The sequence below is a fragment of the Vibrio cholerae ATCC 14035 genome (genome assembly GCF_000621645.1).
GTDB classification, from domain to species: domain Bacteria; phylum Pseudomonadota; class Gammaproteobacteria; order Enterobacterales; family Vibrionaceae; genus Vibrio; species Vibrio cholerae.
This window is the reverse complement of record NZ_JHXR01000003.1, coordinates 288,353-302,142: the sequence shown is the minus strand read 5'-3', so window position 1 is coordinate 302,142 and position 13,790 is coordinate 288,353. Positions and strand designations below refer to the sequence as shown.

At 47.2% G+C, this 13,790-nt stretch carries 12 protein-coding genes and 1 tRNA gene; 7 read left to right on the top strand and 6 right to left on the bottom strand.

Annotated features, from left to right (window positions below):
• The first annotated feature begins 351 nt into the window (after positions 1 to 351).
• Positions 352 to 1,218 carry a TraB/GumN family protein gene (locus tag T411_RS0104810; RefSeq protein ID WP_000957788.1) on the top strand — a complete coding sequence of 289 codons (867 nt, stop codon included), beginning with the start codon at positions 352 to 354 and terminating at the stop codon, positions 1,216 to 1,218.
• Positions 1,219 to 1,392: 174 nt separating this feature from the next.
• Here T411_RS0104810 and T411_RS0104805 read toward each other — a convergent pair.
• Positions 1,393 to 1,469, bottom strand: a tRNA-Pro gene (locus tag T411_RS0104805).
• A 229-nt stretch (positions 1,470 to 1,698) separates the two neighbouring features.
• Here T411_RS0104805 and T411_RS0104800 point away from each other — a divergent pair.
• The 3 genes from T411_RS0104800 (at position 1,699) to rluF (ending at position 3,651) form a co-directional block, all read left to right on the top strand.
• Positions 1,699 to 1,839, top strand: a complete 141-nt coding sequence (locus tag T411_RS0104800) for a DUF3149 domain-containing protein (RefSeq protein ID WP_000348347.1) — start codon at positions 1,699 to 1,701, stop codon at positions 1,837 to 1,839.
• 181 nt (positions 1,840 to 2,020) lie between these two features.
• Positions 2,021 to 2,599 carry a DNA endonuclease SmrA gene (smrA, locus tag T411_RS0104795; protein ID WP_000076436.1) on the top strand — a complete coding sequence of 193 codons (579 nt, stop codon included), beginning with the start codon at positions 2,021 to 2,023 and terminating at the stop codon, positions 2,597 to 2,599.
• Between the two features lie 65 nt (positions 2,600 to 2,664).
• Positions 2,665 to 3,651, top strand: coding sequence for a 23S rRNA pseudouridine(2604) synthase RluF (gene rluF, locus T411_RS0104790; RefSeq protein ID WP_000082232.1), 987 nt, complete (start codon positions 2,665 to 2,667; stop codon positions 3,649 to 3,651).
• Between the two features lie 97 nt (positions 3,652 to 3,748).
• On the opposite strand, the gene T411_RS0104785 is transcribed toward rluF, so the two are convergent.
• A complete protein-coding gene (locus tag T411_RS0104785) occupies positions 3,749 to 5,170 on the bottom strand; it encodes a sensor domain-containing diguanylate cyclase (protein ID WP_001911815.1) in 1,422 nt (473 codons plus the stop codon).
• A 347-nt stretch (positions 5,171 to 5,517) separates the two neighbouring features.
• A complete protein-coding gene (gene upp, locus T411_RS0104780) occupies positions 5,518 to 6,144 on the bottom strand; it encodes a uracil phosphoribosyltransferase (protein ID WP_001887652.1) in 627 nt (208 codons plus the stop codon).
• A gap of 166 nt (positions 6,145 to 6,310) precedes the next feature.
• On the opposite strand from upp, the gene purM reads away from it, so the two are divergent.
• Positions 6,311 to 7,351: a phosphoribosylformylglycinamidine cyclo-ligase gene (purM, locus tag T411_RS0104775; protein ID WP_000016423.1), complete on the top strand. Its 1,041-nt coding sequence runs from the start codon at positions 6,311 to 6,313 to the stop codon at positions 7,349 to 7,351.
• 2 nt (positions 7,352 to 7,353) lie between these two features.
• The gene (gene purN / locus T411_RS0104770; protein WP_000836541.1) at positions 7,354 to 7,992 is read left to right on the top strand and encodes a phosphoribosylglycinamide formyltransferase; all 639 of its coding nucleotides are present in this window, start codon (positions 7,354 to 7,356) and stop codon (positions 7,990 to 7,992) included.
• Between the two features lie 140 nt (positions 7,993 to 8,132).
• Here the strand turns inward: purN and T411_RS0104765 are convergent, their stop codons facing one another.
• On the bottom strand, positions 8,133 to 8,978 hold the full coding sequence (locus tag T411_RS0104765) for a class II glutamine amidotransferase (protein ID WP_000333364.1): 846 nt from the start codon (positions 8,976 to 8,978) through the stop codon (positions 8,133 to 8,135).
• Between the two features lie 62 nt (positions 8,979 to 9,040).
• Positions 9,041 to 9,616: a D-sedoheptulose 7-phosphate isomerase gene (gene lpcA / locus T411_RS0104760; protein ID WP_000284054.1), complete on the bottom strand. Its 576-nt coding sequence runs from the start codon at positions 9,614 to 9,616 to the stop codon at positions 9,041 to 9,043.
• A 317-nt stretch (positions 9,617 to 9,933) separates the two neighbouring features.
• Between lpcA and fadE the strand changes: the two genes are divergently transcribed.
• Positions 9,934 to 12,378 (top strand): acyl-CoA dehydrogenase FadE, encoded by a 2,445-nt coding sequence (fadE, locus tag T411_RS0104755; RefSeq protein WP_000404355.1) that lies wholly within the window; start codon positions 9,934 to 9,936, stop codon positions 12,376 to 12,378.
• A gap of 146 nt (positions 12,379 to 12,524) precedes the next feature.
• Here the strand turns inward: fadE and T411_RS0104750 are convergent, their stop codons facing one another.
• Positions 12,525 to 13,784 (bottom strand): TIGR03503 family protein, encoded by a 1,260-nt coding sequence (locus T411_RS0104750; protein WP_000944348.1) that lies wholly within the window; start codon positions 13,782 to 13,784, stop codon positions 12,525 to 12,527.
• Positions 13,785 to 13,790: the final 6 nt, after the last annotated feature.

The window sequence follows — 13,790 nt, the reverse complement described above, 5'->3', positions numbered from 1 at the left end:
TATTTAGCGGCACTTTTTTCTAAGCGCAAAATTAATCCTTTAGCCAAGTGATCATGTTCAAACTTTACAAATTGACACCAAGATAAAAGTCTTAAATTTCAAAAATATAGGAGCAACGTCAAAATCGACACTTCATTTTTGACGAGATTTCTTCCAATCCAGATCACACTTAGCAATCCGCGTTACGCAAAGAAAGCCGATCGACATCACACAAGATTGCGGCAACAAATCGTGAGTTGGCTCGGACAAATCAACAAGATGTGAGCTTTATCATGATTCAAGCTCCGTCAAATCCGTTAATTCACTGCTAAAGTAACGTTTTTGCCGAACCTAAAGGAGTTCACGCATTCCATGCTCACACGATTCGCTTGCTGTCTTTTATGGCTATTTATCCAACCTCTTCACGCAGAACCCTTGTACTGGTCAGCAACCAAAGGTTCGACACAACTCATCCTCTTAGGCTCTCTGCATGTGGGCAGCGATCAGCTTTATCCATTGCCTGACCAACTCGCACAAAAGCTAAAACAAAGCGCAGGCTTAGTCGTGGAGACGGATATCCGTCACCAATCCAACATCACTTTGCCTGCAACGACGTTGAGTAGTGAGCAGGTTTTAAGCGATGAACAACTGTTTGTATTGGATGGGATTGCGCAGCAACTGAGGTTGGATGCCCAGCAGATCCGCCAACAGCCCCCATGGTCAGCCAGCCTTATCCTGCAAATGCGCCAATTTTTAGAGATGGGGTATCAAGCCGATCGAGGCATCGACCTTTATTTCATGCAACAAGCTGAGCAGCATCAACTGCCTATACTCAGTCTAGAAACCTTACAATTTCAAGTGGATCTGTTAGCGCACTTACCCAACTCAGGGCAGGAATTACTGGTGAGTTTGATCGATGAATGGGAAAACAATACCCAACTCACCGAGTGCATGATTGAAAGCTGGAAAAAAGGAGATGAGAAGAATTTGCTACAAATGCTCACACTCACCGGTATGTCCGCTGAATTGGAAGCCCACATGCTCACTGAGCGTAATCGGGATTGGGCAGAGAAGCTCACTCACCCTCAATTCTTACCACAACAAGGCAAACCTTATCTGGTCGTCGTCGGCACTTTGCATTTAATTGGCAAGCAGAGCTTGCTCAGTATTCTTGAGCAAAAAGGCTTTAGCATCCAGCAGCTTAACCAAAGCCAAACGGCAAGCTGCTCATTTTTATAAATCAGCTATTCGGTAGAACAAATGATTTGGCATTATGGGTCGGCGGCAGATGAACTTATCCAAACAAGTATCGACAGATCATGTGATGGGAAGCGAGTGCCGACAACGCTGAGGCTTCAAGTGAGATGTTGATAAAGCAAAAAGGCCCCAGCATAAATGCTGAGGCCTTAAATATGGTCGGTGAAGAGGGATTCGAACCCCCGACCCTCTGGTCCCAAACCAGATGCGCTACCAAACTGCGCTATTCACCGAAACGCTGCGTATGTTACTCGTTCTTTCTTGAAGCGCAAGCCCTGAAGCCAGACTTTCTGTTGAGTTTCTCTCGTTCGGTCAAAACAGCAGCAAAGCACGTAAAAAATGTGACTCATAACTCAACATTAGAAACATATAAGCAACCTATGCAACACAATTGATCCAGATCAGTGCTGCAAATATAGCCAGAATTTAACGTTAACTCGTCTTCAACACTTTGGAGGAAACATGGACTTCTGGCTCGATCTTCTTTTTGGTAATGCAGTTGGACTCTCTTCAATGATAGTCATCTTGGGCGCTTTAGGTCTTATGCTGTTCTATGGCGGTTTCTTCATCTACAAAGTGATGACGGACAAATCTCCTCACTAGATCGCTAGCCTCTATTGAAAGATAGAAAAACGCTATGCACCGGAGCCGACTGCGTGTCTGCTCCGGTTTTTTATTGTGCATTTATCCTCAACATCACTCCCCTTCCACGCACAACTCCGTGCAACTTGCTAAATGAGAAGTATATAATCAGCACCATGTGAAATAACTTTGATGTGCCGTTATGTCGCAAGAGGATTTAGAACTGTTTCAACAAATGATGGGCGATGTCAAAACCATCACCCATGATACGGTTGAACTCAAAAAAGCCCACCAAGTCACCGAAGCTCAACTGGCTAAGCGAGAAGCGGCAGTAAGCTTGGCAGACCATGACCCCGAGGCGCTATCCATCGATCATGCCCCCATGCTTAAGCCTGATGATATGCTCGAATTTAAGCGGGATGGCGTTCAAGATGGCGTGTATCGCAAGCTCAGATTGGGTAAGTACCCTATTCAAGCACGCTTAGACTTACATCGAAAAACGCTCAAAGAAGCACGCAGTGAAGTGATCCAATTTATTCGCCAATGTATGGCGATGGATATTCGCACCCTACTGATTGTGCATGGTCGTGGCGAGCGCTCTACCCCACCAGCGCTGATGAAAAGTTTTGTCAGCCATTGGCTGACTCAAATCAGCGAAGTGCAGTGTGCTCATTCAGCTCAACGCTTACATGGCGGCACCGGCGCGGTTTATGTCTTACTTCGTAAGAGTGCCGAGAAAAAAGCCGAAAACCGTGAGCGTCACCAGAAACGGCTTGGCTAAGTAGGTAAAGCTGTTAGAATGCGCGGATTTTGTGCACCATCCGTTGTGAAACGTTAGGAGATTGTATGTCCCAACCGACTGAAAAACGCCTCAATAAATTCATCAGTGAGACGGGCTATTGCTCACGCCGTGAAGCCGACAAGCTGATTGAGCAAGGGCGAGTAACTCTCAATGGCCTACAGCCAGAAGTCGGAAGCAAAGTCACCGAGCAAGATGAAGTCTGTATTGACGGTAAGCCTCTGCGTAGCAAAGAGCGTCCAATTTATATTGCTTTAAACAAACCCACTGGCATTACTTGTACGACGGAACGTGATGTTCCGGGAAATATCGTTGATTTCATTGGTCACCACAAACGTATTTTCCCAATAGGTCGTTTAGATAAGCCGTCTGATGGCCTGATTTTTCTGACCAATGATGGCGATATCGTGAATAAGATCCTGCGTGCGGGAAATAACCACGAAAAAGAGTACGTGGTTCGAGTCGATAAACCCATTACGCCTGAATTTATCCGTCAAATGTCTTCTGGGGTAAACATCCTCGATACGGTAACTCTGCCCTGCAAAGTGACTCAAGAGACGCAATATTCATTTCGTATTGTGCTGACTCAGGGACTGAACCGCCAAATTCGTCGCATGTGTGAAGCCTTGGGATATGAAGTGTTTAAACTGCGACGCGTGCGGATCATGAACATCACGCTAGATGGCATTCCAAACGGTAAATGGCGTTATTTAAGCGAAGCGGAAGTGAGCGAGATTCTGGCTATGTGTGAAGACTCCAGCGGTACAGAAGAAGCCTCACGAGTCGCGCAAAGTGGTGACACGATTAAACGTGCGACCGATGCCAAGCTATTTGATAGCCGTGAAGCCAACAAAGAATCCAAAGCGCGCCGTAACCCCAAAACCTACCATGGTAAAAATGCACAAGAGTTTCGCCATGCGCCAAATTCGAAAAAAGCGCAGCGTCGTCCGTCTAGCCCATCATCCAATACAGCCTCAGGCTCAAAGCCAACACCGCGCACCGGTGGCACTTTAAGCCTCAGAAAATCGAAATAAATTTCGTTTTATCTCCAAGCTTAACCCCCTAGCCTAGCTAGGGGGAGCTTTGATACAAAAATGGGGAAGTCTTGGCTTCCCCCACTTTGATTATCCATCACAAGCCAACGACCTTATTACGCCCTTCGCTTTTCGCGGTATACATAGCTTGATCCGCACGATTGAATAGATGTAACAAACTCTCATTCTGCTGGTATTGCACCACACCAATGCTGACGGTAACTTGTGGTTGGCTCGCGTGCATAGCAATCTCAGCGCGGATACTCTCCATACGCTGATAGGCTTCTTGCTGCGTCATATGCGGCAGCAAAACCACAAATTCTTCACCGCCCCACCGACACAAAGTTCCTACCTGAGCAATATGACGCTGACACAGTGCAACCACCCGTTGTAAAACCAGATCCCCCGCGGGATGCCCATAGTTGTCATTCACCTGTTTGAAATGGTCAAGATCGATCACAGCCAGACTTAAAGGGTGACTCTCTTTATTGGCCAAAGAAATAGCGTCATCGACGAGCTCTTCAAAAACTTGTCGGTTGTATGCTCCGGTCAATTTATCGCGCACCGCCATATCTTCCAGCCGTTTTTGATAGCCTCGAAAACTCATTTGCGCTAAACCAAGCACTCCCAACGCCACAAAAGCACTGATGGCTAAATTGCCTAATGTCGCTTTAAACCAGATGTCGTGATTAAACTCATCTTTCTGCTCCACAATGATGTACCACTGAAACTCATCGACCCAACGGCTATTGAGGTAGACTTTCTGTCCGTCCGCATAATAGCTAGCACCCACACTCGGAGAGGTCAGGATTTGAGTGGCTAAGGTTTTGAGCCCTTCACGCTGCTGAATCTGATCAAACCCCGGATGGTGAGATCCGTGTAAAGTCACCTCTCCCAACTCATTGATGAAATAGATGTGGCGGTTATACCGTTTTTGATATTTCTCGACTAATGCGGAAACCGCATCAGAGCTCAGCCCAACCCCAATCACACCGAGAAAACGATTTTCAAAATCAAACACTTTGTAATTCACAAACACCACGGTTTGTTGGCTATTCGCGGTATCTATGTCGATATTGACTTCAAAATTCTTATCTGGCGCGGAGTTTTTAACGCGATAAAACCAAGCATCATTCGGATTCGATTCCGATACTTGTTTGAGTATGCCTGTGTAGTGGTAGTAATGACCGGTGCGATCCGAGATATAGAAACTGGAGATCGTTTGATATTGACGCTGAATTTCACGCAAATAACGGATGATCCTTTCTGGGTCTTGCTCTCCCGCCAAAGTCCACTCGCGCACAAACGTGTCTTGAGCCATTAGTGAGGAGATGAAGATCGGACGGATCAGATCCTGCTGAATTTCCGAATAAATATTATCGCTGGTCAATGGCAGTGAATCTTTATTGATTTGCTCTTCAAGCGTGTCATGAGCCACTTTATAGCTGACCAAGCTCGTTACAAAAAAACCAAAAATAATCAGGGTGACAAGAATCCAACTAAATTTCTTTCGCGTCATAATGAGCATCCTGCTAGTACTGCTTACTTCAATCTTCTGCTCCATCAGTGGAAAACAGAAGCGCATCCTTTGTTCTAATAAGCGAGTGTAATGAGTGAAACGTAATCCATATACCATACCGAGTGCTGGCTATGTTGCCATTAACTCTCGGTGATGCGTTAGAAAGAACTGATAGATGCATCAGTGCTGTGAGGGCTATTCATTTATCCGCGACTTTTTGGCAATGCATTGCAATAAAAGTAGGAATAGATCGCAAAAATAGACAGGGAGTATCGCTGTTGGCTGTGGGGTATGGGCTATGAACGGTGAAAGATAATGAGGAAGCCATGTGGCTTCCTCATTCAAAATTACTTAGTACCAAAAATCTTATCACCGGCATCACCAAGACCCGGTACGATGTAGCCTTTGTCGTTCAGCTTCTCATCAATCGCCGCCGTGTAAAGCTCAACATCTGGGTGCGCTTTTTCTAAAGCGGCAATCCCTTCCGGAGCAGCCACCAACACCAGCACTTTAATCTGGTTACAGCCTTTCTCTTTCAACAAGTCAATTGTCGCAATCATCGAGCCGCCAGTTGCCAGCATTGGGTCAACCACCATGGCAATACGCTCTTCAATATTAGTGGCTAACTTATTGAAGTAAGGAACCGGTTCAAGAGTTTCTTCATCACGGTAAATCCCGACCACGCTGATACGCGCACTTGGGATATGCTCAAGTACACCATCCATCATGCCAAGACCTGCACGCAAGATAGGCACAACCGTCACTTTCTTACCTTTAATTTGATCCACTTGCACAGGACCATTCCAGCCTTCGATCGTGACTTTTTCGGTTTCAAAGTCAGAAGTCGCTTCATAAGTCAGTAGACTCGCCACTTCAGTTGCAAGCTCACGAAAACGCTTAGTGCTGATATCGCCTTCACGCATCAGGCCAAGTTTGTGTTTTACAAGAGGGTGCTTAACTTCAACAATTTTCATGTCCAACTCCGGCTTCATTAATTTAAACCTGCGGATTATACACTCATTTTGTGGATATTTCCGACTGTAAAACCGGATAAAAATCTTACGCAAACGTTTTCCTTTTTGTTTTAAGCCCTGTAGAATAGCGCCGTTTTCATATCCAACTAGACCGAGGAACTTCCCCGTGAGCGGTAATAATCCATCTCTCAGCTACAAAGATGCAGGTGTCGATATTGATGCAGGTAATGCACTCGTTGAACGAATTAAAGGCGCCGTGAAGCGCACCCGTCGCCCTGAAGTTATGGGTGGCCTAGGTGGTTTTGGCGCACTGTGTGAACTGCCAACCAAATACAAGCACCCTGTTTTAGTCTCTGGCACTGACGGCGTAGGTACCAAACTGCGTCTCGCTCTGGATATGAAAAAACACGACACCATAGGTATCGATCTGGTGGCGATGTGCGTCAATGATCTGATTGTTCAAGGCGCTGAGCCGCTGTTTTTCCTCGATTATTACGCGACAGGCAAACTGGATGTGGATACGGCTGCTGAAGTGATTTCTGGTATTGCCGATGGCTGTTTGCAAGCGGGCTGCGCGCTGATTGGCGGCGAAACCGCGGAAATGCCAGGCATGTACGAAGGTGAAGACTACGACGTGGCAGGTTTTTGTGTCGGTGTCGTCGAAAAAGAAGAGATCATCGACGGCAGTAAGGTACAAGTGGGTGATGCGCTGATTGCGGTTGGCTCAAGCGGCCCACACTCCAACGGTTACTCGCTGGTACGTAAGATTTTAGAAGTCTCTAAAGCCGATAAGAATGAGCGGTTAGCAGGCAAAACCATTGGTGAGCACTTACTCGCACCGACCAAAATTTATATCAAATCTGGCTTAAAGCTGATTGCTGAACATGACATTCATGCGATTTCACACATCACTGGCGGTGGCTTCTGGGAAAACATTCCACGCGTATTGCCAGAAGGTACAAAAGCCGTGATCGATGGTAAGAGCTGGGAATGGCCAGTGATTTTCCAATGGTTACAGGAAAAAGGTAACGTGACCACTCACGAAATGTACCGCACCTTCAACTGTGGTGTCGGTTTGATCATTGCACTGCCAAAAGATCAAGCCAATGCGGCCGTTGCGCTACTGCAAGCAGAAGGCGAAACCGCATGGGTCATCGGCGAAATCGCAGCCGCCAATAGCAACGAAGCACAGGTAGAGATCAACTAAGCATGAAGAGTATTGTTGTTTTAATTTCGGGAAACGGAACCAACCTACAGGCGATCATTGATGCTTGTGCAACCAGTATTCAAGATGGCAAAGTGACGGCTGTGTTTTCCAATAAAGCAACAGCTTACGGTTTAGAACGTGCCAAACAGGCTGGCGCAGCCGCCTGTTTTATTGATCCCAAAGCTTACGAAACTCGTGATGCTTTTGACGCGGCATTGATGGAGCAAATGGATAAATTTGCTCCTGACTTAGTGGTGCTGGCCGGTTACATGCGCATTCTCAGTAGCGAATTTGTTCGCCACTATCTGGGCCGCATGATCAATATCCACCCTTCGTTATTGCCAAAGTATCCGGGACTGAACACTTATCAACGAGCTATCCACGCGGGCGATGAAGAGCATGGTACCAGCGTGCATTTTGTCACTGAGCAGCTCGATGGCGGTCCAGTCATTCTGCAAGCCAAAGTACCGATTTTTGAAGATGACACGGTCGAAGAGCTCACGGCTCGCGTGCAGGATCAAGAGCATCGCATCTACCCGCTTGTCGTGAAATGGTTTGTCGAAGAGCGTTTAGCAATGAAAGACGGCAAAGCTTATTTAGATGGCGAAGCGCTCGGCATACACGGTTACGCAGCCGAATAATCTCCAATCGAAAAAGGGTTGAAATCATTCAACCCTTTCTTTTTGTACCACTTTTTATTCCCAGACAACATAAACTATGTGATTGGGGTGAACGAACATAGCCAACACCGCTGCAGCTTCAAGTAGGAAAGGTATATCGCTTAGTCGAGAGGTTGGCTTGGTGCCTGACATCCGGGTCGATTCGGTGCAAAACCCACATCCATCAACACATGTGCATTGTCTTCTATCCGCTCTCCAAAATGGAAAAATGCGAATTGCCCCGGCTTCATACGCTGCCAAGTTTCATTACCGGTTAACGGTTGAGTCGCAATCACTGACACCACATCATTCGGCGTGGTTTCTTCTTGGAAATTGATCTCGACATCTTCATCGAGCAGTGCCGCGCAGCCAAATGGGGCTCGGCGAGTAATCCAATACAAATGATTGGTGCAATACGCCATCACATATTCGCCATTAGACAGCAGCATATTAAAGACACCGAGAGCTCTAAGCTCATCACAACACTGCGCAACATAGCGCAGCATCTCAGGCCAATCTTGTGGACCTTCGGGGTAACACTGTTCCATTTGATTCAGCAACCAACAGAACGCCAGTTCGCTGTCCGTTTCACCGACTGGTCGATGGCGTCCAGTGACTAGATTTTGATATCCCGTCAATTGCCCATTGTGGGCAAACGTCCAGTACTGCCCCCACAACTCGCGGGTAAACGGATGAGTGTTTTCCAGATTCACCCCACCGCGATTGGCCTGACGAATGTGGCTGATCACCGCACGACTTTTGATCGGATACTGCTGAACTAACTCGGCAATTTTGGACTGACTGCTGGGATTAGGATCTTTGAAGGTGCGAAAGCCTTTGCCTTCGTAAAACGCGATTCCCCACCCATCACGATGCGGACCCGTTTTCCCGCCACGTTGCATCAAGCCAGTGAAACTAAAACAGATATCGGTTGGTACATTGGCGCTCATGCCGAGCAATTCACACATGGTTTAAACCACTCCTTACTTAAACCAGTAGCCCGGTTAATACCGGGCTCTTGAGCGTAGGGTTACGCCATTTCCTTTTCAATCAACTGAATGATGATGTGGATGATCTTAATGTGCACTTCTTGGATACGATCCGCGTAACCAAAATGTGGCACACGAATTTCAACATCGGCTAAACCCGCCATTTTGCCGCCATCTTTGCCGGTTAACGCGATGGTTTTCATGCCTTTTGCTTTCGCCGCCTCAATGGCTTTTAGGATATTACCTGAATTACCAGAGGTAGACAGACCAAACAGAACATCGCCTTTCGCTCCGACCGCTTCCACATAACGAGAGAAAACATAGTCATAGCCAAAATCGTTACTCACACAAGACAGATGGCTTGGATCAGAAATCGCAATACCAGGATAACCAGGGCGGTTTTCACGGTAACGCCCAGTCAACTCTTCAGCAAAGTGCATGGCATCACAATGCGAACCACCATTACCGCAAGAAAGCACTTTCCCACCTTGCTTGAACGAATCAGCAATCAGCTTAGCCGCCGCTTCAATTTGTGCGATGTTGTGGTCATCACTCAAAAATTTCTGCAAAACGTCTGCCGCTTCGGTCAGTTCACTTCTAATTAAATCCTGGTACATGAGGTATCTCTCTATTGATTATTAGTTATCCGAACCCGCGCGCTTGGCACTTCAATTCAGTATCCACCTGAGTTTACCCAAACAAGCGAAGCTGTCGATAGTCAAAAAGCAAGATTTACTCCTCGTTAGCAAATCCACTCATTCAAGAAGCGGCAAGAGTAGAGAGATTACTCTAGCGTGATCACTTTCGGACAAAATGCCGTTTTACATTTCATTAATATTTTGGTTACACTTTAACTGGTTAGACCACTAAACTTAGAGTCGCGATTTTCGTATCTACTGATAGAAAACGCGAGTCTGAAAAAGGATAAAACAGTATGGAAATCTTGCTCTCTACCTTAATCATGCTCTTGATACTCGGCGCATGCCTGTATCAAAGAACATCCCTATTTACCTCATTAGCAGCACTGACTTTCACCATGCTAGCGCTTTCACTGTTTGGGCCTGTTGGCTTTTTCGGTTGGGCGCTCTATTTGGCGGCCGTCGTCGTGCTCTGTCTGCCATCCGTTCGCCAATCGTTGATCAGTGGTAAAGCATTAGCAGTGTTTAAAAAAGTACTGCCCGCGATGTCACAGACCGAGAAAGAAGCCCTCGAGGCCGGAACAGTTTGGTGGGAAGCCGAACTGTTTAAAGGCAAGCCGGACTGGAAAAAGCTGCACAATATCCAAGCTCCGAAGCTGTCTGCTGAAGAACAAGCCTTCCTGGATGGCCCAGTCAATGAAGTGTGTGCCATGGTTAGCGACTACCAAGTCACCCATGAACTGGCAGATTTACCGCCAGAAGTGTGGACTTTCCTCAAAGAGAAGAAATTCTTCGCCATGATCATCAAAAAACAGTATGGCGGCTTAGAATTTTCAGCTTATGCACAATCTTTGGTGCTGCAAAAACTGACCGGTGTTTCTGGTGTTCTCTCCTCAACCGTAGGCGTACCTAACTCTTTAGGCCCCGGTGAGCTGCTGCAACATTACGGTACCGAAGAGCAGAAAAACTATTACTTACCTCGCTTAGCGGAAGGCAAAGAGATCCCCTGTTTTGCTTTAACCAGCCCAGAAGCCGGTTCAGACGCAGGTTCTATCCCTGATTTCGGTGTAGTTTGTAAAGGACAATGGGAAGGCAAAGAAGTTCTAGGTATGCGCCTGACGTGGAACAAGCGCTACATCACTCTCGCACCGGTGGCGACTGTGCTGGGGCTTGCCTTTAAACTGCGCGACCCTGAAGGACTGCTCGGTGATAAAGAAGAGCTCGGCATTACCTGTGCCTTGATCCCAACGCATCTTAAAGGCGTGGAGATCGGCCATCGCCACTTCCCACTCAACGTGCCTTTCCAAAACGGTCCAACCCGTGCCAAAGATCTGTTTGTGCCGCTGGATTTCATCATCGGTGGTCCAAAAATGGCAGGCCAAGGCTGGCGCATGTTGGTGGAATGTCTTTCGGTGGGACGCGGTATTACCCTACCTTCCAACTCAACCGGCGGCATTAAAACTGCGGCACTCGCTACAGGTGCTTATGCGCGTATTCGCCGCCAGTTCAAACAACCTATCGGTCAGATGGAAGGAATTGAAGAGCCATTAGCGCGCCTAGCCGGTAACGCTTATGTGATGGATGCAGCAAGCAACCTGACTGTCGCGGGTATCGATCTCGGTGAAAAGCCTTCGGTAATTTCTGCGATCGTAAAATATCACTGTACCCACCGCGGACAACGCTCAATTATTGATGCGATGGACATTGTCGGCGGTAAAGGCATCTGTTTAGGCCCCGCTAACTTCCTCGCTCGCGGGTATCAAGGTGCTCCAATTGCCGTTACCGTAGAAGGCGCGAACATTCTTACCCGCTCGATGATCATCTTTGGTCAAGGTGCGATTCGCTGCCATCCTTATGTACTCAGAGAAATGGAAGCGGCTTATAGCCCAAATTCTGATGCGGTAGAAAAATTTGATAGTGCCCTAGCAGGACACGTTGGCTTTGTGCTCAGCAACTTAGTGCGCAGCCTATGGCTTGGTTTGACTGATGGTTATGGTTCACAAGCACCAACCCGTGATGCGACCAAGCGCTACTACCAACAGCTTAATCGTTACAGTGCTAACTTGGCCCTGCTTGCGGATATCTCCATGGCAGTATTGGGCGGTTCACTCAAACGTAGAGAGCGTCTCTCTGCCCGTTTAGGGGATATTCTGAGCCAGCTTTACTTAAGCTCAGCGACCTTAAAACGTTTTGAAAACGATGGCCGTCCAGCCGAAGATTTACCACTGGTCCATTGGGGCTTACAAGATAGTTTGCGCCAAACTGAAATCGCCATTGATGAGTTCTTGGCTAACTTCCCAAATCGGATTATTGGCCGCGCATTACGTGTACTCATGATGCCTTTCGGCCGTGTGCGTAAAGCGCCAAGTGACAAGCTCGATAGCAAGCTCGCGCAGATCTTGCAAACCCCGAGTGAAACACGTTCAAGAATTGGTCGTCACCAATACTTAACACCGAGTGATAACAATCCTGCGGGTAAGATAGAACAAGCGTTGAATGTGATTTTACAAGCTGAGCCGCTGTTTGAAAAAGCGTGCAAAGCGCTTGGTCAACGCCGCCCATTTATGGGGTTGGATGAAGTCGCCAAGCTGGGCTTAGAAGCCAAAGTGCTGACCATTCAGGAAGCGGCACTGCTGAGCGAAGCGGAAGCGCATCGTCTCTACACCATCAATGTCGATGACTTTGCCCCACAAGAGCTGGCCGCAAAAAAGCGCACACAACGTAAAGCTGAAGTGGCTTAAGTTCCACATTGAGCAGTATTCACCACTTCAATAGCCAAAAGGGAGACAACGTCTCCCTTTTCTTATGTTTCATAAACTCAAGTGAGCCTTCATTCAAATCCGCTTGAACAACAAACCTCAAAAGGTCAAAGGCAAATTCAACGCCTTTACTTCCCCTTCTTAGGCGGCATATTTAGCTGCATTTCCGGTACAGCAGCTTTTTTCATTTTGATCTTACGCAGTACAAACCAAACGGCTAATGCCAAGATCAGTACCACGATATTACCTACTATGATGTACATCATGTTGCGGCTACGCTGCTCTTCGCGCATCTGAATGATCAACAGCTCTTGCTCTTGTTTCAGGCGTAAAGCTTCCTCTTCTTCCTGAATTCGACGCACTTCGGCAATATTAAGCTCATCGACCACACTGTAGGTTTGATCGCCAATCGGGAAATAGAGTTCACGTTGTGAAGCAAGTTCGGTCGCCCACACTTTTCCATCCCAAGAGTAGTTACCAAACTGACCGTCATAGGGAATGGTCAACTTAGCGGTCAAGGATTCTTTGCCTGATTGCGCCTGCGCGATGTAATCATCTTGATAAGGGTGGCGATGACGAATATGAGCCACTAATGAACCGGGCTCAATCATCCCCTGCTCTCCCGTAAACAGCACCTGATGCGGTGCGCCCGTTAAGCGCGATTGAATGAAAGTGGTCGAAATCGGCGTTGGGTAAACTAACACCTCTTGCTCTTGCGCACGCAGAAAAACGCCATTTCCTGAGGTAATTCGTACACGGTATTTGCCCGGTTCAATCGCCATTTTTAAAGCCACCGTGAACACGCCATCGCCGGGCTTTTCATCAAGCAAAGTACCATCATCGGCAAATTCTCCGAGCACTTCGGGGATGGGTCGTGCTTCCTTAGCGAGAGAATCTTCATTTTCAACAAACTTGGTGAAGGTCACTTTGAGGTTGACTCGATCTAAAAAATCGCGCAATAGCAAAGGTTTACCGTCCGACGTTAAGCGTGCGGTAAATTTAAATTCTTCCCCTTGAAACACTCGGCTCGGAAAGACGTCGGTCGTGAGTTGTAGATTGGAGATAAGTTTGATGTTGTTTTTCGGTGTGACTTTACCGATTGCCTGCCAAGGCCCCGGCATAGGATTCTCAATCGAGATGATGTCCATCGAGGATTCTTGATACCAGCGCACATTTTCAGGATTACGCCACTGATAATACTTACTGCCATCAGGGCGAACTAACACGACTGGTTGAGAATCTTTTTCGCGGTAAATCACAAAGGTGATTTGGGTTATGGTCGGATCAACGCGAAAACGGTTATCGAGCAGCGACATGCTAGATTGTTGTGCCGCTAGACTACTCAAACTGATCAAACATCCCACTATCGCCGCGAGAATCCTCAACATAACTTC